Raw genomic sequence first — 24,113 nt, 5'->3', positions numbered from 1 at the left:
AGTCCCAAATTTCGTTGACTCCCCCGGCACTTATTTTTCTCTAAGTCATCCCCGCGCAAAATTTTTCCGGCAACATAAAAGCCACTCTCCTGCAGTTTCACATTCTTCTGCAGAACAGTGGCTCATTCATCACAAATATCGAATCTCAGCCGACATTTTTCCGCCAGACACCTCCAGAACCGCATAACTTGGTCTTCTGCCATGCTGCCTCGGATAAGACAGACTTCCGGGATTAATTGCAAGTACTCCATCTATTTCCTCAACGACCGGCTTGTGCGTATGTCCGAAAAAGACCGCCTGGCAGTCTCTGGATGCAGCCTCTTCTGCCACACCGGAAATGTCCATCGATACTCCATAATAGTGCCCATGCGTTACCAACACTTTATTTCCATCGATCTCAATCTCTTCTTCTCTCGGAAGATCCGAAAAGAAATCATTATTTCCCGACACAATGCAGCACGGACATTCCACGAGTGCCTCAATAAAGATTTCCCTGCCTTCCACATCTCCACAATGCACAAACATATCAAACGGTGCTTCATTCATTACCACTTGCTCCAGATTTTCATCACGGCCATGTGTGTCACTGACAATCAGAACTTTCATCGAAGTTCATCCTTAATTGCCCGCAGTGCCTTTCCTCTGTGGCTGATTTTGTTTTTTTCTTCCATGGAAATTTCCGCAGAAGTACAACCATATTCCGGAAGATAAAAAATAGGGTCATAGCCGAAGCCGTTTTCTCCGCTCTCTTTATATCCGATCCGGCCTTCCATCGTTGCGCGGACAGTCTTCATGCTTCCATCGGGGAACGCTGCTGCAATCGCACATACAAATCTTGCAGTTCTCTTTTCATCCGGCACACCTTCCAGTCGTTCGATCAGCTTCGCATTCTTGATATGGTAGGAAGTATCTTCCCCCATATAACGTGCGGAATAAATTCCCGGCTCTTTATTCAGATAATCAATCTCAAGTCCGGAATCATCTGCCAGTACGATCTCACCTGTCATCTCACAGATTGCTTTTGCCTTGATCTGTGCATTCTCCTCAAAAGTTTTGCCATCTTCTACAATGTTTGCATGAATGCCGGCATCTTTTAAGGAAAGAAGTTCGATATCAAGATCTCCAAGAATCTCACGGATTTCTTTCATTTTCCCCTCATTACCTGTTGCAAAAATCACTTTTTTCAATCTTTTTTCCTCCTTGGCGGTTTCGGACCCAAAAACTGGTAGTAATATGTTTTCAGCATTCCATTGTATATCTTACGATTCTTGTCCGCTTTTCTTCCAATATCGTTCTCCGCCCTGTCATAGGATGTGATCAGATACATCGACCATTTATCCAGACGGTTGTAACTCTCCCCGATCTCACGGTAAAGCTGCGGAAGCGCTTCTTTTTCTTCCAGACGCTCGCCATAAGGCGGATTGGTGATAATAAACCCATACGGCTTCTGATGGCTGAGATCCTTCACTGCACGCTGCTGGAAATGGATCAGTCCGTCCACACCTGCCATCTTCGCGTTGGAACGTGCTGCTTTCAGAGCCTCTGCATCAATATCATATCCCTGAATATCTGTCTGAATATCTGTATTGACACGATCCTGTGCCTCTTCAAGCGCATCATACCAGCATTTACGCGGAACCAGATGTTTCCAGTCTTCTGCGAGGAAGGAACGGTTCATTCCCGGTGCCATATCTGCTGCGATCATTGCCGCCTCAATCGGGAAAGTACCACTTCCGCAAAACGGGTCGACAAGGATTCTGTCTTTGTTCCACGGTGTCAGCATGATAAGCGCTGCTGCAAGTGTTTCAGTGATCGGAGCCTTGACAGTCATCTGACGATACCCTCTCTTATGAAGGGAAACACCGGAAGTATCGATGCCGATCGTTGCAACATCTTTCATAAAAGAAACACGGATCGGGAAGCTTGCCCCATCTTCCTGAAACCATGAAATTCCATAAACACTTTTCAGTCTTTCAACAATTGCTTTTTTCATAATGGACTGAATATCAGATGGGCTGAACAGCGCACTCTTCACGGAATTTGCCTTTGCCACCCAGAATTTGCCATCTTTCGGAATATATTCTTCCCACGGGATTGCTTTTGTTTTTTCAAAAAGTTCATCAAATGTGACCGCTTTAAACTCTCCTGCTTTGAGAAGGATCCTCTCTGTCGTACGAAGAAACATATTCGCCTGTGCGATTCCCTCCGCATCGGCAAGAAAAGTTACTTTACCATCTTCTACTTTGCTGATCTCGTATCCCAGATCAAGGATCTCGCGCTTCAGCACTGCCTCCATACCAAAATGGCATGGTGCGATCAATTCCATATATTTCATCCGAGCCTCATTTCTTTGACAATATTTCCGTCAAAATCTTTAATCGTAAAAACTTTATCCTCCAGAACCGCATAAGTTGGCGGATTTCCTTCTTTCGGAATAGATACGGAACCCGGATTCAGAAGGATATAATTCTCTCTCTGCTCTGCTTTCAGCACATGTGTATGTCCATGGATCAGGATATCTCCCGAACAAAACGGCGGAAGATTATTTTCATTATAGACATGTCCATGTGTCGCATAAAAAGTCAGCCCGTCGATTGCCAGAATGCAGTAATCTGCCATCACCGGAAATTCCAGTACCATCTGGTCTACCTCTGCTTCGCAGTTACCACGTACTGCATAGATTTCCTGCTTCATACCGTTGAGCATTTTGATCACTTCTTTCGGAGCATACTCCTTCGGAAGATCATTTCTCGGCCCATGATAAAGCAGATCGCCCAGTAATACCAGGCGTTCTGCCTGTTCTTTTTTATATGTTTCGAGCATTTTCCGGCAGTAATACGCCGAACCATGCACATCTGATGCAAACATGTATTTCATATAAATTCTCCTCTGCTCTGTTGGTTCTGACCCGCACTCTCTGCACGGTCTGCGCCAACAATTATTCTTTACAGTCTACCTTATCATGGTTATCTGGAAATTACAAGATTTCTTCCTCTGTATGCCGCAAATCCGCCTATGACCGACCGTGTTCTATATCCTCTGCGCACAAATTCTCTCGCTGCTGCCATACTCGCACCACCTCTGTCGCAGTAAAAAACAAGCAGTTTCTCTTTTGGAAAATCATATTCCCCCTCCAGTTCTCCATACGGAACATTGACTGCTCCTTTTACATGACTCTTGTTATAAGAGCCTGCATCCCGCAGATCTATAATCAACGCATCCGAACGCCCGACATAATAATCAAGCATCTTCGCAGAAATCGTCTCAATCGGAAACATGACAAACCGTCCTTTTTTATTTATCATATGGCTCCGTCGTTTTATATGTGCCGGTCCGCCCGCTGCCTCAGTCTCTGTCAACCGGTTTTTGCACCCGAAAAAGAGGCCGACATCTGTCAGCCTCTCTAATAAGAAGGGAAAATCTTACCTGCAATTTTCTTTAGTATCTGTCAGAATAATCATCCTGTGTTTTGTCGTATGCATCATATGCGCTGGAAGTTTTGTTCTTTGAGCTGTTTCTGGAAGCGTTCTTTGAGCTGTTTTTTCCGCAGTTCTGGCTGTCCATTGCATTTCTGCTGTTGGAAGTTTTATCAGTCGTATAGTTTTTTGCCTTGTTTTCACTCTCATAATTTTTTGCCATTTGTACATTCCTCCTGGTTCATTTTGTAGTGTAACTTCATTACACCAGTTATTGTTCCTCGAACTTGAAAGTTTATTCAAAATTTTACGAAATAATATTAGTCTTTCCAATATTATCTATTTCTGTTTTATATTATAAAATGGCAAAGAGAAAGACCCGGTAGGGGAGCTACCAGGCCTTTCAAGGGGAGTATAAATAATTAAATAAGGGGTTATGTAAAAAAGAATTTTTGAAGGGTAAATTCTTTTTACACTGATGATTATAATATAAATTATTTAAAAAAGCAACAACATTTCGTCAATAAGTTACACTTACTTTTCCAGCCTTTTAATTTAAAAAGTCTAATTTGCCAGAATTTTTCCAGCTGTTTTCTTGATATGCGTCATTAGTTCTCCACCTATAAGTGAAATGAAAAATATAACAACTATTCTACAAAATGTATATGAATAACACCCCAGCGCTGATGATAACCAGTTATGTCCCATAAACAACCGTAAAACAACATATTCAAGCGGATCATGGAACAAATATATATAGAACAGATTTCTTGTAACAATTTTCCAGCCTTTTGTTTTTGTAATATTTTTAAATATCCTTGATAAGATATCTGCCAACAGGAAAGTATGCACAGATCCACAAAGAATAACAAAAAATTCATTAAGAATTCCATATCTTTTGCTGCCAAATTCTATTACCGTCAATATAATATAAGCAAGAACCGTTTTCTTAATATTCCATAATCCGCGTTCCTGACGTTCCTTCTCAAATACAAATCCCAATGCAAACCAGAAGATATAACTCAGTCCGGTTTTCATTTTCAACACATCAAACGGTATATAGCTATATGTCAGCTGTATCAGTCCCGCAATCATCAGCAGTAAATATCTACTGTCACAGCCAAGTTTTATGGTTATTTTTTCTATAAGCACAAAAATAATAAGACACCAGAATAACGCTGTTAAAAACCACAAATGCCCTGCATCCTGACCGGACAAAAGCCCTTGCATAGCCTGCAAAACAGACTCACGACTATAAAAGTGACCAATATATTTGACTGGTAACATAAACAGCCATCCATATACAAAATATGGAATTATCAATCTTTTAATCTTTGACTGAACAACAGCGTCAAATCTTCCCAACGGTCTAAGTGCCAATACAGCACCGGATAACATAAAGAATAATGGCATATGAAATCCATATACCCATCTGGACAAATATCTAAAAAATTGCATTACAGGAGAGTAATATGCGGCATTAATGTTTTCCGGCAACGCATATGCAACACCTCCAAATGTAGTATGGATTCTCAAATAGGCACTATGACCAATAACAACAAAAATTGTTGCAACCAATCTCAGCCAATCATAAATTTCTACCCGGGCACTGCCGGTCCCCCGATTTTGAACTTTTGTTTGAACGCTCATCATGCGCAAATCTCCTTCACAATCTTTAGTATTTGTATACCTTCCTGTCCCTGTCAGACCCATAAATATACACGTTTAATACTATATCATACCCTTCTCATTTTTCAAGAAAAATCCGTCAATAAGTTCCTGCTGATTACCTGTGAACAGCAACTTCCCATAGTGATCTCGCTGTGTTATAATTATCTGGAATTTGAGTTTATCTGCACTCAGCAGATAAGAAAGCGAGGGTAAAGTGGAGAGAAAAATCATCCAAGTAGAGGACAAAGTACCTGTTAATCTGTTGATTCCCCTAAGTATCCAGCACATGTTTGCCATGTTCGGCGCCTCTGTTCTGGTTCCGTTTATGTTTGGGATCAACCCGGCCATCGTTCTTCTGATGAACGGTGTCGGAACACTTTTATTTATTCTTATCACAAAGGGCAAGGCACCTGCATATCTGGGTTCCAGTTTTGCATTCCTGTCACCGGGACTTCTGGTTGCATCAAAATTCGGTTTTCAGTATGCGCTGGGCGGTTTTGTGGTTCTCGGTATCTGTGGAATGATCGTTGCGCTGATCATCCGTCAGTGTGGAACAAACTGGATCGACATTGTTCTTCCGACCGCAGCTATGGGACCGGTTGTTGCACTGATCGGTCTGGAACTTGCCGGAAGCGCTGCCAGCACAGCCGGTCTTCTGGACGAAAGTATTGATATGAAAAATGTGATTGTATTTCTGATCACACTGGGAGTTGCTGTATTCGGCCAGATCCTTTTCCGCGGTTTCCTGTCCGTTATTCCGATCCTGATTGCAATCATCGCAGGTTATGTTGCCGCAGTTGCATGTGGCATTCTTGATTTCACTGCAGTAAAAGAAGCTGCATTTTTTGCACTTCCGAATTTTCAGGCACCGAAATTTAATCTGGAAGCAATCCTTACCATTCTTCCGGCACTGCTTCTTGTAACTTCCGAACACATCGGACATCAGATCGTAACAAGCAAGATCGTAGGCAAAGATCTTCTGAAAGATCCGGGACTTCACCGTTCTCTTTTTGCAGACTTCTTTTCCACTACACTTTCCGGATGTCTCGGTTCCGTACCGACTACAACATACGGAGAAAACATCGGTGTCATGGCAATGACAAAAGTCTACAGTGTACAGGTTATCGGAGGCGCTGCAGTTCTTTCCATCTGCTGTTCCTTCCTCGGTAAACTTGCCGCCCTGATCAACACGATTCCGGGACCTGTTATCGGAGGGATTTCATTCCTGCTATATGGTATGATCGGAACTTCCGGTCTGCGTATGCTGGTTGATAATCAGGTAGATTACAGCAAATCCCGTAATCTCGCGCTGACCTCTGTTGTTTTCATCGTCGGTCTTTCCGGAATCGCACTGAATCTCGGAAATGTCAAACTTACAGGAATGGTTCTTGCGTGTGTGGTTGCCATGATCCTGAGCCTTATTTTCTATATTCTTGACAAATTACATCTTACTAACGACTTATAATGGAGCCAAAAATGAAATCGTATCATCAGAAATTTATATCCGATCATCCATATGAATCCGTGCCAATGGCGGAAATCTCCGGATTTCCTGTGCGCCCGGGTATCTATGATCTGAACGGAGCCACTCCGCTTCAAAACGGAGTGAATTTTACTATCCATACCTGCGGCGGAACCTCCTGCGAACTGCTTCTGTTCCACCGCGCACAGGAAGAGCCTTTTGCCGTCATTCCATTCCCGGATGCCTACAAGATTGGTGATGTCTATTCCATGATCGTTTATGGACTTAACATCGAAGAATTTGAGTACGCATATCGTGTGGATGGTCCTTATCGTCCGGAAAAAGGGCTTCTCTTCGACAAAAACAATATCCTTCTGGATCCTTATGCAAAAGCTGTCGCAGGACAACGTACGTGGGGAATCCGCTGGGATCACAACTATCATGCACGAGTTGTCCGCGACCGTTTTGACTGGGGTGATACTCCACAGTCAAAAAAAGAGCTCTGTGATCTGATCATCTACGAATTACATGTTCGTGATTTTACACATCATCCGTCTTCGGGTGTCAGACACAGAGGTACTTTTTCCGGCCTGATGGAAAAAATCCCATACCTTAAAGAACTCGGGATCAACGCGGTAGAACTCATGCCGATCTTTGAATTTGACGAAACCATGAATTCCCGTACTGTTGACGGCAAACAGCTTCTCGAATGCTGGGGCTACAATACAGTCGGATTCTTTGCACCGAACAGCAGCTATGCGGCAGCCAATGAGCACAACCAGGAGGGCACTGAGCTTAAGACGCTGATTCGTGAGCTTCATGCCAACGGTATTGAAGTCATTCTGGACGTTGTATTCAACCATACCGCGGAGGGCAACGAAAAGGGCAAAACCATCAGCTTCAAGGGACTGGACAACAACATTTATTACATGCTCACCCCAGACGGAAATTATTACAATTTCAGTGGCTGTGGCAACACTCTGAACTGTAACCATCCGGTTGTTCAGCAGCTCATTCTGGAATGTTTACGCTACTGGACGATCAACTATCGTGTCGATGGTTTTCGTTTTGATCTTGCAAGTATCCTCGGACGAAATGAAGATGGTTCACCAATGAACAATCCCCCACTTCTCCGTACTCTTGCAAACGATCCGATCCTCAGCAATGTCAAGCTGATTGCAGAAGCGTGGGATGCCGGCGGACTTTATCAGGTAGGAAGTTTCCCTGCAAGCGGCCGCTGGGCAGAATGGAATGGCCGTTACAGAGATGCCCTTCGAAGTTTTCTGAAGGGTGAGTGCTGGAATGCGTGGGATGCCGCATGGAGTATTTCCGGATCCGGAGATCTCTATGGAGGATTTTATGATCATAATCACAGTAATTATGCCGGTTATAATTCCTGTGTCAATTTCCTTACCTGCCATGACGGATTTACGCTTTATGATCTTTATTCCTATAATGAAAAGCACAACGAGGCAAATGGCTGGAACAACACCGATGGTGCTGACGACAACCGGAGCTGGAACTGTGGTGTGGAAGGTGACACGGATGATCCGGAAGTGCTCGCACTTCGCAGCCGTATGATCCGCAACGCCTGTGCTGTACTGATGTGCAGCCGCGGAACGCCGATGTTCCTTTCCGGAGATGAATTCGGCAATACAAAATTTGGCAACAACAACAGCTACTGTCAGGACAATATTACTTCCTGGCTTGACTGGCGAATGCTGGAAAAGAATAGAGATTTGTTTGAATTTTTCAAATTTATGATTGCATTCCGTAAACAGCATCCTGTCATCCACAAACAGCTTCCTACTTCTGTCTGTGGCATGGATCCGATCCATACACACAATGTAAATGCTGATAAGACAGATATTCCGCGTGATGCACGTACATTCTGTGTAAGCTTTGCAGGATATGATAAGGAAAAAGGACACGATGATCTGATCTATATTGCGGTCAATACTTTCTGGGAAGATGTTACTATCACTCTTCCGGACCTTCACGGACGTGGTGCATGGCATCTGAATGTCAACACTTACGGTGACGGCAATGGAAAATACTGCTATCCGGATGAGGAAGCGGCGCGGATCGATCACCGCTTTGTGATGAGACCGAGGAGCGTGGCTGTGTTTACAGGGAAAGATTATTAGGACCTGTTTCCGGAAATACAGCCTTCATGGTGTAGTATTCGATAAAGGGCTATAAACAATATAACTCTGCACAAGATATGCTGACGGCTTCAGAGTCCGGAAGTACTAATGATATGTTCTGTCTGCTAAATACATGCATCAAAAATATATAACTCGCTGACGCTCAGACAATATATTTTTGATACATAACGCAGACATTCCATCTCAAAGTACTTCCATGAACTCTTGCAGAAGTCAGACAATCTTTGTGCAGAGTTTTTGTTTTACAGCCAGTTATCGAGAAATCCCCACCATCCTCCCTGTATTTCCGGAACCTCAGGGAAGCCCCGGGACCGCGTTCCGCTACCCCAGATAAAGTACGGGGAGAAAATTATCAAATTTTCTTTATTTTTTCGCTCAATATCGGCAAGATTTCTTTATAGTCTCCCACAATTCCGTAATCTGCCCGCTTAAATATTTCTGCCTCGGGATCCGTATTTACCGCAATCACTGTATCAGCTCCCGCTATACCTGCAAGATGCTGAACAGCTCCCGAAATTCCAATGGCAAAATATATCCTCGGGCTGACCGTTTTCCCTGACTGCCCTACCTGATAATTTTGCGGAAGCCAGCCAACTTCCACCACTGCCCTGCTGCAGGCGATCACACCGCCTATTGAATCGGCAAATTTTCTAAGTTCACTGAAGCCCCCTTCACCACCGATTCCTTTTCCTCCGGCAACAATGATCTCCGCCCCTTCAAGCTCTACAGTTTCTGTGATTTCTTTTATCCGCTTCAGTAATTTTGTACGGATTTGCCGCTCTGTTATCCTCGCTTTCTCCCGGATAAGCTCTACCTCACATTCCTCCTTTTCAAGTATTTTTCTTTTTTTCTCTTCTTCATAAAGGCCTGTCGCAAACACTCCCGGACGAACTGTTCCCATCTGGGGGCGCTCTGTCGGACAAATGATCGTTGCCATCAGGTTCCCACCAAATGTCGGGCGTGTCCATGCGATACAGCCTGTCTTTGCATCAATTCCAATCCCCGTACAATCTGCTGTCAGTCCTGTCTGAAGCGCACACGCAATGCGAGGAGCCAGATCTCTTCCATTATCAGTCGCACCGATCAGCACCGTTTCTGGCCTGTATTTGCGGATCAGCTCCGTCATGGTTACGGCATATCCGTCCGTAGAATAATACTCATAGACAGGAGCATCCACGGCAATAACCTGGTCTGCACCATATGCTGCTGCTTCCCCTACAACTGCATCAATATCACTCCCGATCACAACAGCTGTCATCCGGCATTTCTTTTCTTCAGCCAAAGCCTTTCCCTTACTGATAAGCTCGTAGCTGACTTTTTGCGTATATCCCTGCTCTGTTTCCACAAAAACCCAGATACCTTTATATGTATCCATATCTAAAACACCCCATCTTTCTGCAGTCTGTCCATCAATTCTTCCACCGCAGCCTGTCCATCCTTATTTTCAATAAAATATCCGTTTTTCTTTGCCGTTGGCACATAAGTCGAGATAACCCTTGTCGGCGATCCTTTCAGCCCGCAATGCTCCAGTACAATTCCCTTCATTTTTGTCTCATCAAGAACAACTACTGTCTTTTTTCTTGCGACCAACTTTGTTTTCAATGTCGGGCACCGTGGAGGAATATCAGATTTCAGCACCGTAATCACTGCCGGAAGCTCCGTCGTTATAAGATCATACCCTTCCCTGCTGCTTCGCCGGACTATTATTTTTTCTTCCTCAAAAAATACTCTCTGCGCCATTGTGATCTGAGATATTCCCAGATGCTCTGCAAGCTCCGGTCCTACCTGTGCCGTATCTCCATCTATTGCCTGTCTGCCACACAGGATCAGATCAAATTTTATATTTTCAGCTTCCTCTATTGCCCGTATCCCTGCTGATAAAATATATCCAGTTGAAAAGGTATCCGATCCGCCAAATGCTCTGCCAGAAATAAGCACTCCTTCATCTGCCCCCATCTCCAGACATGCTCTTACCGCTTTTTCCGCCTGTGCAGGTCCCATACTGATAATCCAGATTTTTCCACCTTTTTCTTCTCTTAGCCGAAAAGCTGTTTCCAGTGCATACAGATCAAATGGATTTACAATACTTGGAACACCACTTCGGATCAATGTGTTTGTTTCCGGATCAATTCGTATTTCTGCAGTATCCGGAACCTGCTTCACACATACACAAATATTCATAAAACTCTCCTTTTTTATCCATTATACATCAATAGGGATATGTTTTTAAACATATCCCTATCTCTGTCTTACATACTTTTTCAGCCGTACTTTGTTTAATCAAAAATCTCGTAGGATTTTTTCAATATCGGATCTGTGCATCCGGTAATCTCAGAATATACAGGAAGCAGCTTTTCGTATATTTCCACATTTTCAGCAATTGGTGTAAATGTATCTTTGATTCTTACCATATGTTCTACTGCACTTTCAAAAGAATCATATACATTTGCTGCCACAGCGGCACAGATTGCCGAACCAAGACCTGCTGCGCCATTTACTTCATTACGTACTATCGGAATATCAAATACATCTGCAAAAATCTGCATAAACAGATCACTGTTGGAACCACCGCCTGTAATGATCAGCTTATTGATCGTTGTGCCTACCTCATTGCACATATCAGTAACATGACGCTTCATTGTCATCGCAACTGCTTCCAGAATAGAACGGTAAATGTGGCCTCTTGTATGACGTCCGTCAAAGCCGATCATAATTCCCTTCTGGTAACGTGCATCTACATTTGCAAGCCAGTTCAGAACAGTCATCAGACCGTCACTTCCAACCGGTACCTTTTCAGCTTCCCTGCCGAGAGCTTCCTCCGGGGACATTCCCTGTTCTTTTGCAAGCTTCGCATATCCTTCTCCAAGAATATCTCTGTACCAGCTTACTGTCCACATACCGCGGCGGATTCCATTACTGTCATAAAGATATTTGTTCGGCATGCAGGAAAATTTCGGCCATGCATAACTGGTACCTTTTAAGTTTTCTTTGCCCTCCATCATTGCCGATGTATATGTTCCAAGTGAGATACAAACAGTGGAATCTCCCATACAGCCTGTTCCAAGACCTTCTACTGCTTTGTCATTGGATGTGGCAACTACCGGTGTTCCGACCGGAAGCCCTGTAGCTTTCGCTGCCTCTTCTGTAACATAACCAAGTATATCCCCCGGCATAACAAGATCAAACAACATTTCTCTTGGCATACCGGTCGCTTTATATGCTTCTGGATCATCTGACCATTTCCAGTTATCTACATCTACCGGCCAGCCATATTCATAATTGGCAATTGTATCCTTCTTCTCACCGGTCAGTCTGTGAGTAATATATCCGGAAGATGCAACAATATATTTTACATCTGGATTCTCATGTGTATATGGCTGTGAAAGGCGAATGTCCATCCAGCTTAATGCCGGCTGTGCCAGTGTGCCATCTTCTTTCAGATATGCCCGACAGCAGCGAATCGTACACAGTCCGATTCCCACGATATCCTTCGGATCTCCCTCGAACTTTTCCATACAGTTCCTGCTTGCTTTACAGATTGCATTCCACCAGTCATCATCCGGATGCTCTACATATCCCGGTTTTGGCAGATTGTATGGTCGAAGAGGAGCCTTTCCCTCGCATACAATGTTGCCTTCTATATCAAAAATAGTAATTTTTGCGCTCTGGGAGCCTTCGTCGATTCCCATTAAATATTTTTTGCTCATATCTCTACCTACTTATCCATCGTAATATTGCCACATCTGAAAGCTTTATCTTACCAGATATCCACCATCAACAACAAGTAATGTTCCGTTTACATAATCTGCTGCTTTACTTGCAAGGAATACCATAGCTCCCATCAGATCCTGACGCTCGCCCCAACGGTCTGCCGGAATATGTTCTTTAATCTTGATGTATTTCGGATCGTCTTCGTTTCCACTTCCTGTTCCTGCTGTCATAGCTGTCTGGAAATATCCCGGCGCAATACCATTTACTGTAATGCCATATTTGCCAAGTTCATCTGCATATGCTTTTGTCAGTCCGGAAAGGCCGGCCTTCATAGCAGCGTATGCCGGTGAGCCGAGTCCGCCAAGGAAAGAGAACAGTGAGCAGATATTAATGATTCGTCCGCTTCTCTGTGGAATCATATATTTTGCAACTGCGTGGCTCAGATCAAAAGCACCTGTCAGGTTGATTGCGATCATCGGATCCCACTCTGCTCTTCCGAAATCAAGAACATCTGCAATTTTGCAGATACCTGCACAGTTAACAAGAATATCTATGCTTCCAAAGGTTTCTACACATTTATCAGCAACCTTATCACAGATACCATCCTCTGTAATATCGCCGAGCATAAATGCATATTTAACACCACATGCCTCGATAAGCTTCTGCGTTGTTCCGTCATCATCTACTGCTGCAAATACAAAAATATTTGCGCCTGCTTTTGCAAGTGCCAGAGCAAAAGCCTGTCCGAGTCCACTGACGCCACCTGTAACGATTGCATTTTTACCTTTCAGTGAAAAAAAGTCCATATTAAAATCATTAATATTTTTCATGTCAAATTCCTCTTTTCTTTCAGTTCTGATAATATATTAATATGTTCCCTATTTAATTGTCTAATTAAAGTGCTTTATCAGCATCAATGGCTTTGCCTTCTTTGATCACCTTGCTCAGTACTACACTGAGTACTACACAGAGAAGTGCTGCAACTGCTGCGTAAGCCCATGTCATTTTAAAACCTGCTGCTCCATATTTATCCATCCAGGAACCAACTAAGGTGTACATAAATAAGTCAGGAGCATATCCAAGTGCAGAAGCAATACCGGAAACACGTCCGCTCAGTGCCATCGGAATGCCTGCGTCATCATGAATTGCGAAATACTGACTTCTTACTGCGTAGATAAAGATCAGACCCATGATAAAGTTAACAATAATTGCCATTACAAGACTTCCATTTACCGGAAGTACGATATACAGTGCAAATGAAATTGCAAGTAATACGGCTCCGCCGCCTACAACCTTGATACGTGAATGAAGCTTATCTGCAAGAATACCGCCGACGATACCGCCAACACCCTGAAGGAGATATCTGATTCCACCAAGTGTAGAACCCATTGTTGCAGAAAGTCCATAGTAATTAACTGCATAAGTATTTACATAACCGATCAGACCGTAAACACTATATGCTGTAAAGATGATACCAACAAGGATCCATACTCTCGGAATAGTAAGACATTTGAAAAGACCCTTTGTCAGTTCAACAACACTTTCCGGTTTTTCTTTCTTATCTTCTTCAGAATCACGGATAAAGATAAAGTTCAGAATACCAATAATGATATCTACGATCGCACATACCTTAATTGCCATAGAAGCACCAAATACTTCAGATGTTGCGGCAAAATAAGCATAAGCTCCCGTCATTGCGAATACTACGATCGCATTGATGATACCACGAAGACCTTCCTGAAGCCCAAAGAGACGTCCCTGCTCCTCCGGTGTTCCAAGGGCACGTGTTGCTTTGATACATGCTGACCAGTATGTAATGATACTTGTAACACCCATTAATACGAAAATAATTCTTGCTGTAGTAAAACTTGGGAATGTAGAAAACCACAGTCCGAGAAGCCCTGTACCGATAAAGGATACCGTCAGCATTAATCTCGGTGAAAATCTGTCAGCAATTGCTCCGCCTATAAAATAAGAAAGTGTAGCCATGGTTGCATATCCTGATGAGAGAAGACCCATCTGTGCGTTTGTCAGTCCCATAGCTGACTGAATCTGGGGATAAAATGTTTCTCTTATATACGGAAGCTGGAAGATGATGCCTGCTCCTGCTGCCAACAATAAAAGCGTACCCCATTTTTTGATTGCTGCTTTGTCCATATTTTCCTCCTTCTAAAAAAGTAGTAAGTTTTGCATTTACCAGATCAGACAAAAAGAGAGAGAGTTAATTCTAAACACACTGCTATCACATATCATGTGCTTAGAATTACCTCTCTCTTCTTCATCTCTCCGGTAATTGCTTTTGATGCTTAGAATATAGCACCCATTTTTTGCATTGTCAATATCACACAACTATTTTTTTGTATTTCAACCATTTTTCGTTGTTTTTACACACAATTTTGCAGTATTTTTATGCATTTTTTACAATTTTCTTATTTTTCCAATCATCATATTGACATTTTCGACATTTCTGCGCTATCATCTATATAAAGTTACGTAAGAGACGTTAGAGAAATGTAACTCGTTCAACATGAGTGGATTCTGTTCTTCTGTGTTGGAACGGGTTTTTTTGTTTTCTGAAACTCTCCCTCCATAAAAAAAAGAACACATAATCCAGCTCATCACATACGGATAGTTTTTATATATGAAAGGAGAAAAAACAATGTCTACACTGTCCAGAGAAAAAATCGTTGAGGAACTTATTAACATCTTAGGAGCAGATCAGGTTGTTACCAATGAAACTGTCTTAAAAGAAAGCAGCCTTGATCGCTACCGTAAATTCGAACAGTGTCATAAGGTTTATACACTTCCTACCCCGGCTGCTGTTATCTATGTCCACAATACAGATGAGGTCGCAAAGGTTCTTAAATTTGCTGATGACAACAGAATCAACGTTGTTCCGCGTACCGGTCAGTCTGCTATTGAAGGCGGTCTTGAAACTTTAGCAGAAAATTCCATCGTAATAGATGGTTCTACCATGAACAAGGTTCTTAAAGTAGATACTACCAATATGCAGGTTACCTGTCAGTGTGGTGTTCCGCTTCAGAAGCTGGATGATGATCTTCGTGCAATGGGTTACACTACAGGACACTCACCGCAGTCCAAGCCACTTGCTCAGATGGGCGGTCTTGTTGCTACAAGAAGTATCGGTCAGTTTTCTACATTATATGGTGGAATTGAAGATATGCTGGTAGGCTGTGAGGTTGTATTCCCTGGTGGCAAAGTATGCCGTATCAAAAATGTTCCGAGAAGATCTGTAGGACCGGATATCCGCCACATCGTTCTTGGAAATGAAGGTGCTCTTTGCTTCATTACAGAGGTAACCGTAAAAATTTTCAAATATCAGCCGGAAAACAACATCTATCTTGGCTATAAAGTAGATGAAATGAAGACAGGTTTCGAAGGACTTCGCCGTGTTATGGTTGAAGGATACAAGCCTTCCGTTGCACGACTTTATGACGTTGCTGACTCTGCTTCCCATTTTAACTGGGCTGATGGCAAAAATGTTCTTCTCTTCATGGCTGAGGGTCCTGCTGCGATTACCCGTGCAACTGCAGACGGTATCGACGCCCTTGTAAAAGAGCTCCCTGGCATCACTCCTGTTGATCCTGTTCTTATCGAAAAATGGTTTGCTCATCTGAACTGGGGGCCGGAAGAAATTGCCAAAGAACGTGAAGAAATCCTTGCCACAGACAACATTGGAATCACTACAGAAATTTCCGGATGCTGGGATGTCATCAATGATATTTATGAAGCTGTTATGGATCGTTTACCAAAAGAGGTTCCGGATCTCACAATGATCGGAGGTCATTCCTCACACAGCTACATCAACGGAACAAATGTATATTTCACTTACTATTACAATGTAGTTGACTGCAAACCAGAGGAAGAAATGAATAAATATCACAACCTGATCAACCGTATCATCTGTGAGGAAACCGTTCGTTTCGGTGGTTCTATTGCTCATCACCATGGACTTGGAAAGGCAAGAGCACACTACGTATATGAAGAATACGGCTCATCCATTTACATGCTGGAAACACTGAAAAAAGCATTTGATCCAAACGGTATCATGAATATCGGAACACTGATTCCTGTCAACAGAAATGATAAAAACCCATGGATTTTCTAATTTAAGAGGATTATGCGAATATTAAACTGCTTTCATACAATAGCAGATCTGGACCTGCTGTCGGAGGATGACTGGATCTCTGGCAGCTCGTCTGGTTATATAGACACCTGCTATCTGAAACAAATTTTAAACTGTTACGACGAAAGTGCACTGGAGCTCTCCTGCCGTGTTCGGGAAGCCTCCATTTCGTCTGATATCAGCTGTGAATGTACCGCTGTTACAGTATCTGACCAGAAGGCCAAATCATTTCTGGAACGTATGGCTGCCCTTGGCTTTACCGGTACAGACCTTATTCAGCTTGATGATGCTTCTCCGACAGAAAATCTTTCTTCTGAAAGAACTGCCGGCCTTTTGTATTCTTATATAAAAAAACAGACCGCTTTTGATTTTATTCTGTGTGGTCTGCAGAGCGGTGATGGCGCACAGGGAAAAGTCCCCTTTTTACTGGCAGAATATCTCGGAATACGCTGTATCTCAAATGTAACAGGTATTTCACCTGCAGGCGACGGAAGTCTTTCAGTCATATCACAGCGTGATGCTGAAATATGTACTGAGACGGTTCACGGTCCCTCCCTTTTGATAATCGGTAATATTGCCAATACCTTTCTCCGGGTTCCTACCCTCCGTCAGAGAATGCAGAGCAGAGGCCAAAAGATCACGCTTTACCATGAAGCTGAATTAGCTTCTTCTTTTCCAGAAGAGTTAAATCCAGCCACAACCGGTACTGTCCGTCTCACAAATATTGAACCTGTATTACAGCAGAGAGATTCTGAAATTTTTGAAGAGACAGATGCTTCAAAAGCTGCCGGAGTCCTGTTTGATTACTACAAAAAATGGATATAGATCTATGAAATATACACTGATCATAAATAACTTTTACGACAATGTCAGAGAACAGCTTCTAAAGCTTGGGCATTTTCTTTCAGAAAACAACTTAAAAAGGGACGATGGATACGCCATTGTTTTTCATAAATATTCTGCTGAGAATATACAGGCTCTGGATTCAATTACAGAGCTTATGCCTGTTTCCCATGTCAGATACGTTTATTCCAACCAGTATGTACCGGAGATCTGTCTTGATTATCTTACTACTCAGGATAATGGCAGCTCTTTATACCTGTTCATCGGAGACATCTGGGGCAACGAGCTTTGCGCTCGCTTAAGTGTACGTCTTAAAGGACTTTGTATTACCGACATCACCTCACTTTGCAGGAAAAGCAACCTTTTTCTCGCAAAGAAAAAAATCTGCTCAGGACATATACTCGGTTCTTTCGAACTAACTAGTGAACCATGTCTTGTCTCTATCAATAAGAGCTATGACGAGGCTGCTTCTCCCAGCCACTCCGAATCCGTGGAAGTATCCTATGACCGTACTGCCTTATCTACAGGCTATGAGCTGCAGTTCACTCCTGTTGTCAAAGAAGAATCTTTTACAGATTCCCCCTGCATCCTCGTATGTGGACTTGGACTTTCCAACAAAGAAAATGTTTTAGCTGTAGAGAACTGTGCCGGTGAAATAAATCTTCCTGTGGCAGGTTCAAGACCATGTGTCATGAACGCATGGCTCCCTGTAGATCGTCTTATTGGTGTCAGCGGTACTATATTAAAAAATAATCTTGCCATTCTTCTCGGAGTCAGCGGTGCTCCTGCTTTTTATACAGGCGTAGAAAAGTGCAAACATATTATCAGTATAAATACTGATAAAGACGCCCCGATCACCCAAAAATCTGACCTTGCTATTTGTGGGGACTGTACAGAAATATTTACCAAATTTTCAAAATTAGTTAAGGAGGAATATCAGCACAATGAATGAAAAACTGATTCATCCTGTGGATGAAAAATATATCAGTTTTCTTTCTGACGAATCCAAACAGGAAGGCTTTGCAGATACTATTTCATTTCCCTCTTCTCCGGAAGAACTGCTTCAGATCATCGCTTCCCCGCTTCCGGCTCCTATAACCTTTCAGGGTGCAAACACCGGAGTAGAAGGCGGAAGTGTTCCGCAGGGTGGCAGCATTATCAATTTTTCCAGAATGAACCATATTCGGGAAATCCAAAAACTTTCTGACACAGAAGGGTATGCCATCGTGGAGGCCGGTGTGACTTTAGACCAGCTTGCACAGGAAATCCGGCGCAGTCTGAAAACTGATGATTATATATGGCCGCCTTCCCCCACTGAATCCAGTGCAACTGTAGGTGGTGTAATCGCAACCGGCGCCTATGGCATGACGTCTTGCTACTATGGCACTACAAACCTGTATCTTCGCGAGCTTACGCTTTTGCACAGCAACGGCCACACAGAAGTTCTGTCAGATATTCCCGAACCCTTCCAGCTTCCTGCCGGTACCTGTATTGTAAAAGCATCTCTGAAGCTTCTGAAACGCCCGGCAAACATATGCGGAGCCGCTTTCTTTTTTGATACAGAGAGCAATGCGCTGGCATGTGCCGACAAGCTGCAGAATTATGTTCCCGATAATAAAAATGTCCTGATAATTTCCATGGAATATATAGGAAATACGGCAATAAAAATGATAAATACCTCAAGAGAACTAATTTCTGTATTAAAGGATGTTCCCGCTCTTCCATCCGACGCAAAAGCAGTCATTTACGTGGAAATTGCAGGAAATGAAGAATCACAGGATGAAGCACTGATGGAGCTGATAGATATTACTTCGGAATACGGAAGTGATCCCGATGTTGCCTGGGCACTCACCGGATATACAGAAATCCGCAAAATGCACAGCCTTCGGCATGCTGCAACAGAAAGTGTTATTCAGTTTATCGAGCGGAAACACCATGAAGATAATCGGATTATCCGACTTGGTGTAAAGCCATTGTCCAGAGGACGCAGTTTTCAGGAAACCATCCTGTCTATCATACAGGCGCTGGAGGATGCACATTTATGCGCCTCCATTTATGCACACATCAAGAATTCCGATATTCAGGTAAATTTCCTGCCTGAAAATTTTGAAGACTACCAAAAAAGCAAAAATATAGCAAATACATGGATTTGATTGTAAAAGAAAGCGAGGATTATATGAGTTCAAAACATTTTACATCATTTTATGAAAGCATGGAACGCTGCCCGATCATTGCAGCGATCAACAATGATTCTCTTCTGGAGGCATGCAAAACAGCACCCTGCGAAATTGTCTACATACTCTACGGCAATATCTGTACCATCGCAGATATCGTGGATGAAGTTGTTGCGGCAGGAAAAACCGCAATCGTTCATCTTGACCTGATCAATGGTCTTGCCAGCAGGGAAATCAGCGTTGACTTCATCAAAAAATATACAAAAGCAAGCGGTATCATCAGCACCAAACCGCAGCTTATAAAAAGGGGGAATGAACTGGAGCTTATCACTATTCAGCGATTTTTTATGCTGGATCGCCTGACTTACAACAATATCAAAAAGCATGTCAGAGAAACCTCTCCTGATATTGTTGAAATGATGCCAGCCGGGCTGACCAAAATGATCACCTATGCACTTGAGGAAATCAACGGCAAACCGCTGATTGTCAGTGGACTTGTTCTGGATAAAAGTGATGTCATGGGTGCACTGTCTGCAGGAGCTATCGCCATTTCAACAACTAATGAGGAAATCTGGGCTACTCTTGACTAGAAAGGATGAAGCATATGACAAAGAAATCTAATATACGATGGGCTGTATTTCTTATCCCCTGGTTACTGGTAATTGCAACAATTATCCTCAATCTTGTGAACGGAGAGACGTTTAATGCGTTAATCATGACTCTTACCTCTTTTATTCTCGGTAATTTTGACTGGCTTTTCGCATTAATGGCATTTATCTGTGTTGTACTTGTTGTTGCAGCATATTTCTCACCTTTCGGAAATGTTCGTATCGGTGGAAGTAAAGCAAAGCCTATTCTGAACCAAACCAACTACATATGGATCGTACTCTGCACGATCATGGCTGCCGGAATTCTTCTCTGGGCCTGTGCGGAGCCAATGTATCACTATTACGCACCTCCGGGAAATATTACTCCGAAATCTCCTGAGGCAATCACCTTCCTTATGAAAGATATCTTTCTGGAATGGACCTTTACACCAATGTGCATTTATGGAATGCCTGCCATCCTTTTTGCTTTTCTTTTTTATAATGCAAAAAAGAAATACTCTATCGGTTCCATGCTTTTCCCTGCATTCAGCAGCAAAATGGCAGATAAGGCATCTCCTGTTATCGACTGTATCTGTCTTTTCGCACTGGTATGTGGTATGGCAGCAAGTATGGGATCTGCCATCTTTCTTGTAGCTGACGGAACGAGCAGTATCACAAATGGAGCAGTATCATCCACTCCTTCTACCTGGACGATCATCGCAGTTATCATTGTTGCAGCTTTTGTTACCTCCGCAATCTCCGGTGTTATGAATGGTATCCGTATCCTTTCAACTATTAACTCCAGAATTTACATGATCTTAGGTCTTTTTGTATTTCTTTTTGGACCTACCGCTTATATCCTGAAGCTGACTGTTGAAGGCTTTGGTGCTTTCGTTTCCACCTTCTGCCAGTCCTCCCTCTTCATTTCTGCTGCTGACGGAGACGGCTGGGCAATGTGGTGGCCGGTATTCTATTGGTGCAACTGGATGGCGTGGATGCCTGTAACCTCCATTTTCCTTGGTAAGATTTCCAAAGGTTACTCAGTAAAAGAAGCAATACGTGTTATCGTTGTGTTCCCTGCTCTGTTTTCGGTAGCATGGCTCGGTCTTTTCTCAGCTTCTTCTGTATATTATGAACTGGCTGGCAAAGGAATTAACGATGCAATGGTTGCCGGAGGTACCGCTTCTGCTACCTATGCAGTTCTGAAACAGCTCCCGATACCGGTAATCAGTATTGCTGTATTCCTGTCAATCGTATTTGTTTCATTTATCACTGCATCAGATTCCAATACAAACGCGATGGCAGGTCTGTGTACCGATTCCATATCCGAAAACGACGCAGAGTCTCCTGCATGGTTAAAGCTTGTATGGGGTATTACCATTGGTATCCTCTGTGTAATCTTTGTAAGAGCTTTCAAATCAACAGATGCACTGAAATATCTGTCCAACCTTGGTGGATTCCCAATTGTTTTTCTTTTGATCATTATTTCGATTTCTTTCATGAAGGTTATGTGCAATCCTGCCAAATATGACACCTTCACTGAAGACTATGATGAACTTGGACGGCCAATTCCATCCAAACGCCTGAAATCCGAACAGGACGTAGAAAAAGCACGAAAGAAAGAAGCAAAAACTCAAACTACATAATTAAACGAAGGAGGGCGCTGATATATATGGATTTCAACTACACATTTCATTATCGCTTATCCTATCAGGAAGCCTATGATACATTTTATCTTCTAGCTACAAGATTAACCCGTAAGAAAAAAATAATCTATGGCATACTCCTGACTGCCATTGCGGTCCTGTCCTTGGTCTTCTATGGTTTGGATACACGCAAAGTCCATCTTTGTCTTCTTGCCATATTTGCAGCAGCCCTTCTCTTTTATTTACTTTACTATCCTGCTTTTTCCGCACGGAAGGGGGCTGCAAAGGTCGCAAAGCTCAATGGAAATTACCAATTCACAGTCAATCAGCTTGGTCAGATCACTCTCCCTCAGTCCCGGGATACCCAAACCGGACATTGCATCGTGACGCTTGGCGAAGACAAGCACAGCCGTGTTCTTGAAACAGATACCATATATGCAATCCGTGCAGATGCGCAGACTACCTTATGTCTTCCTAAACGGATTCTGAAAAATGGACAGAAAGAGAACCTCGATCAGATGTTTCATAAATTACTGCACTGATCACAAAAAGCGTATCGGACTTATCGTTCGATACGCTTTCTTATTTTATAATATTTCATCCTTCAGCCTTCGGAAATCCTTATTTGCCCCAAATACAGAAATCAGTGGCGTTACCTTTATAAAACATTCTATTTTCTGTTCAAATATAAATTCTTTTAATTTCACGTATTCCACGGATGTACATACACAGTCCATTTGAATTCTTGTCTTGTCCGTGTATGCTCCGACAACCTCATGACTTGTCATAGATTTATGCAGGATCTCGATCATAAATCTCCGAATTTCTGACGTTTCTTCTCCTATGATCTGAACATCATAAAGTGATGGACCGTTAAATATAATATAATTCATTACATTTACCGTTATAAGCTGCCCTACAAATGCATAAGCAAGCTTGTCTAACGAAAAAACTGTCAGCATGAAAAACATGATACAGCTGTCAGCGCCCAACATGATATACCTGATTTCACCACTTTTGAAAAACAGCTTTTTTAATATCTTTGACAGTGTATCCATCCCACCATAAGAATAGCCTATTTTGAGAACAATCCCGGCACCTCCGCCATACAACACACCAAACAAAGCTACCGCGATCAGTCTTTCCTCCAAAACAACAGATATTGTCATATGATTCAATATCCACAAAACTGCCGGATACAATACAGACAAAAACAGAATACTTCTCACCTCTGCTATCCCAAGTACAAAAAAAGTTGCAGCAAGGATCAGAAGTGTAATCCCATAATATATGATTGCATAATTAATACCTGTCCAGTTTTCGAGTACCATAGATATTCCGGCGATTCCTGTCACCGGAAAGCCATTAGGCAGCGCCACCCAGTTTACAGCAATACTGCACAAAACACAGCTCAGTATCATAAGTCCTACTTTTTTCAGTTTTTCCACCATACCTTTGCCCTCTTCTGCTTTATCAGAATCTGCTCAATGTGTTTCTTGTCATATCCATAGTTATCGGTGTCACAGATATAAGCCTGTCCTGACAGACTGTCTGGATGTCACTTCCCCTGTGAAGCTTTTCCTCGTCAACATCAATTGAAAAGCTTAAACAATATGGCTTACTCCAGTCTCTTTCAGGTGGTCTGCGCAGCACATAATAATTCTGGTTTTCTACAAACGTCATTCGATAGCCTTTAACATCAATGTCTCCTGCCGGAATATTAATGTTAAGGAAACGATATGCTTCGTTTTTCTTTTCATATACTTCTTCCAGAACTCTTCCAATCCACAGCTTTGTTGCTTCCGTTGCCTTACCGAAACCTACTGACTCGGAAGAAGTGGCCATAATATCTTCTGCTTTTGTTTCTAATGAAACAGCCATAACAGGTATACCCTCACTGCTTGCCTCAAATGCTGCTCCTAGCGTACCGCTGCATGTCAGTGCCAGCCCCATATTGCAGCCAAAATTAATTCCACTAATCACCAGATCCGGTGGTGTCTCCATAATCTCCATCAATCCAAAGGCGGCACAATACCCGGGAGATCCATTCACCGCATAAGCTTCTACATTTTTCATTGCATAGTCTACCTTTTGGATGATTCCCGCATTTTCTGTTCTTGGGTATGCCCTTCCCATTGCTGTCTGCTGTGTTACCGGCGCTACTACTATAACATCTCCAAATTCTTTTGCAGCCATCACCGCCGCCCGTAATCCCACTGACTGTATTCCGTCATCGTTTGTAATCATAATCTTATGTTTTTTCATAGGTGTTCTCCTGCTTCATAAGC

23 protein-coding genes are annotated in these 24,113 nt (G+C 42.8%); 9 read left to right on the top strand and 14 right to left on the bottom strand.

Going from position 1 to position 24,113, the window contains the following annotated elements:
* Nucleotides 1-129 precede the first annotated feature (129 nt).
* From BQ7344_RS13390 to BQ7344_RS13360, 7 genes are all read right to left on the bottom strand, one after another.
* On the bottom strand, nt 130-606 hold the full coding sequence (locus BQ7344_RS13390; protein WP_072522943.1) for a metallophosphoesterase family protein: 477 nt from the start codon (nt 604-606) through the stop codon (nt 130-132).
* Complete coding sequence (locus tag BQ7344_RS13385; RefSeq protein WP_072522942.1) at nt 603-1,187, bottom strand: XTP/dITP diphosphatase; 585 nt, start codon at nt 1,185-1,187, stop codon at nt 603-605. Before BQ7344_RS13385 ends, BQ7344_RS13390 begins: the two co-directional genes overlap by 4 nt.
* Complete coding sequence (locus BQ7344_RS13380; RefSeq protein WP_072522941.1) at nt 1,184-2,335, bottom strand: THUMP domain-containing class I SAM-dependent RNA methyltransferase; 1,152 nt, start codon at nt 2,333-2,335, stop codon at nt 1,184-1,186. Before BQ7344_RS13380 ends, BQ7344_RS13385 begins: the two co-directional genes overlap by 4 nt.
* Nucleotides 2,332-2,877: a phosphodiesterase gene (gene yfcE, locus BQ7344_RS13375; RefSeq protein ID WP_072522940.1), complete on the bottom strand. Its 546-nt coding sequence runs from the start codon at nt 2,875-2,877 to the stop codon at nt 2,332-2,334. The genes BQ7344_RS13380 and yfcE overlap by 4 nt, the downstream gene beginning before the upstream one ends.
* A gap of 89 nt (nt 2,878-2,966) precedes the next feature.
* Nucleotides 2,967-3,305 (bottom strand): rhodanese-like domain-containing protein, encoded by a 339-nt coding sequence (locus tag BQ7344_RS13370; protein ID WP_083585600.1) that lies wholly within the window; start codon nt 3,303-3,305, stop codon nt 2,967-2,969.
* 133 nt (nt 3,306-3,438) lie between these two features.
* Nucleotides 3,439-3,639, bottom strand: a complete 201-nt coding sequence (locus BQ7344_RS13365; RefSeq protein ID WP_072522938.1) for a hypothetical protein — start codon at nt 3,637-3,639, stop codon at nt 3,439-3,441.
* Between the two features lie 341 nt (nt 3,640-3,980).
* Nucleotides 3,981-5,129, bottom strand: a complete 1,149-nt coding sequence (locus BQ7344_RS13360; RefSeq protein ID WP_083585551.1) for an acyltransferase — start codon at nt 5,127-5,129, stop codon at nt 3,981-3,983.
* A gap of 172 nt (nt 5,130-5,301) precedes the next feature.
* Here BQ7344_RS13360 and uraA point away from each other — a divergent pair, with 172 nt between their 5' ends.
* Both uraA and BQ7344_RS13350 read left to right on the top strand, forming a co-directional pair.
* Nucleotides 5,302-6,552, top strand: coding sequence for a uracil permease (uraA, locus tag BQ7344_RS13355; protein WP_072522936.1), 1,251 nt, complete (start codon nt 5,302-5,304; stop codon nt 6,550-6,552).
* 11 nt (nt 6,553-6,563) lie between these two features.
* Nucleotides 6,564-8,696, top strand: coding sequence for a glycogen debranching protein (locus BQ7344_RS13350; protein ID WP_072522935.1), 2,133 nt, complete (start codon nt 6,564-6,566; stop codon nt 8,694-8,696).
* A 373-nt stretch (nt 8,697-9,069) separates the two neighbouring features.
* Here the strand turns inward: BQ7344_RS13350 and BQ7344_RS13345 are convergent, their stop codons facing one another.
* The 5 genes from BQ7344_RS13345 to BQ7344_RS13325 all read right to left on the bottom strand — a co-directional run bounded on the left by BQ7344_RS13345 (nt 9,070) and on the right by BQ7344_RS13325 (nt 14,585).
* Entirely contained in the window at nt 9,070-10,092 is a 1,023-nt protein-coding gene (locus tag BQ7344_RS13345) for an electron transfer flavoprotein subunit alpha/FixB family protein (protein ID WP_072522934.1), read from the bottom strand.
* A gap of 2 nt (nt 10,093-10,094) precedes the next feature.
* Complete coding sequence (locus BQ7344_RS13340) at nt 10,095-10,898, bottom strand: electron transfer flavoprotein subunit beta/FixA family protein (RefSeq protein WP_072522933.1); 804 nt, start codon at nt 10,896-10,898, stop codon at nt 10,095-10,097.
* A gap of 95 nt (nt 10,899-10,993) precedes the next feature.
* On the bottom strand, nt 10,994-12,424 hold the full coding sequence (locus tag BQ7344_RS13335) for an FGGY-family carbohydrate kinase (RefSeq protein WP_072522932.1): 1,431 nt from the start codon (nt 12,422-12,424) through the stop codon (nt 10,994-10,996).
* A 45-nt stretch (nt 12,425-12,469) separates the two neighbouring features.
* Nucleotides 12,470-13,258, bottom strand: a complete 789-nt coding sequence (locus BQ7344_RS13330; protein ID WP_072522931.1) for an SDR family oxidoreductase — start codon at nt 13,256-13,258, stop codon at nt 12,470-12,472.
* A 64-nt stretch (nt 13,259-13,322) separates the two neighbouring features.
* The gene (locus BQ7344_RS13325; protein ID WP_072522930.1) at nt 13,323-14,585 is read right to left on the bottom strand and encodes an MFS transporter; all 1,263 of its coding nucleotides are present in this window, start codon (nt 14,583-14,585) and stop codon (nt 13,323-13,325) included.
* A gap of 502 nt (nt 14,586-15,087) precedes the next feature.
* Between BQ7344_RS13325 and BQ7344_RS13320 the strand changes: the two genes are divergently transcribed.
* From BQ7344_RS13320 to BQ7344_RS13290, 7 genes are read left to right on the top strand one after another with little or no spacing between them, the layout of a single operon-like run.
* Nucleotides 15,088-16,557: an FAD-binding oxidoreductase gene (locus BQ7344_RS13320; RefSeq protein WP_072522929.1), complete on the top strand. Its 1,470-nt coding sequence runs from the start codon at nt 15,088-15,090 to the stop codon at nt 16,555-16,557.
* 12 nt (nt 16,558-16,569) lie between these two features.
* Nucleotides 16,570-17,400 carry an electron transfer flavoprotein subunit beta/FixA family protein gene (locus tag BQ7344_RS13315; protein WP_072522928.1) on the top strand — a complete coding sequence of 277 codons (831 nt, stop codon included), beginning with the start codon at nt 16,570-16,572 and terminating at the stop codon, nt 17,398-17,400.
* A gap of 4 nt (nt 17,401-17,404) precedes the next feature.
* Nucleotides 17,405-18,370, top strand: a complete 966-nt coding sequence (locus BQ7344_RS13310; RefSeq protein ID WP_072522927.1) for an FAD-binding protein — start codon at nt 17,405-17,407, stop codon at nt 18,368-18,370.
* Nucleotides 18,363-19,571: an FAD-binding oxidoreductase gene (locus BQ7344_RS13305; protein WP_072522926.1), complete on the top strand. Its 1,209-nt coding sequence runs from the start codon at nt 18,363-18,365 to the stop codon at nt 19,569-19,571. The genes BQ7344_RS13310 and BQ7344_RS13305 overlap by 8 nt, the downstream gene beginning before the upstream one ends.
* The gene (locus tag BQ7344_RS13300) at nt 19,562-20,182 is read left to right on the top strand and encodes a glycerol-3-phosphate responsive antiterminator (protein WP_235816121.1); all 621 of its coding nucleotides are present in this window, start codon (nt 19,562-19,564) and stop codon (nt 20,180-20,182) included. Before BQ7344_RS13305 ends, BQ7344_RS13300 begins: the two co-directional genes overlap by 10 nt.
* A 14-nt stretch (nt 20,183-20,196) precedes the next feature.
* Complete coding sequence (locus BQ7344_RS13295; protein ID WP_072522925.1) at nt 20,197-21,825, top strand: BCCT family transporter; 1,629 nt, start codon at nt 20,197-20,199, stop codon at nt 21,823-21,825.
* A gap of 26 nt (nt 21,826-21,851) precedes the next feature.
* Nucleotides 21,852-22,367 (top strand): hypothetical protein, encoded by a 516-nt coding sequence (locus BQ7344_RS13290; RefSeq protein ID WP_072522924.1) that lies wholly within the window; start codon nt 21,852-21,854, stop codon nt 22,365-22,367.
* A gap of 45 nt (nt 22,368-22,412) precedes the next feature.
* Here BQ7344_RS13290 and BQ7344_RS13285 read toward each other — a convergent pair whose 3' ends face one another.
* Together BQ7344_RS13285 and surE are read right to left on the bottom strand one after the other, a co-directional pair.
* Nucleotides 22,413-23,276: a YitT family protein gene (locus BQ7344_RS13285; protein ID WP_235816120.1), complete on the bottom strand. Its 864-nt coding sequence runs from the start codon at nt 23,274-23,276 to the stop codon at nt 22,413-22,415.
* 22 nt (nt 23,277-23,298) lie between these two features.
* Complete coding sequence (gene surE, locus BQ7344_RS13280; protein WP_072522923.1) at nt 23,299-24,090, bottom strand: 5'/3'-nucleotidase SurE; 792 nt, start codon at nt 24,088-24,090, stop codon at nt 23,299-23,301.
* Nucleotides 24,091-24,113: the final 23 nt, after the last annotated feature.

This window comes from Blautia sp. Marseille-P3087, from assembly GCF_900120195.1.
Taxonomy (GTDB): Bacteria; Bacillota; Clostridia; order Lachnospirales; family Lachnospiraceae; genus Blautia_A.
This window is presented reverse-complemented; position numbering and strand designations above follow the sequence as displayed.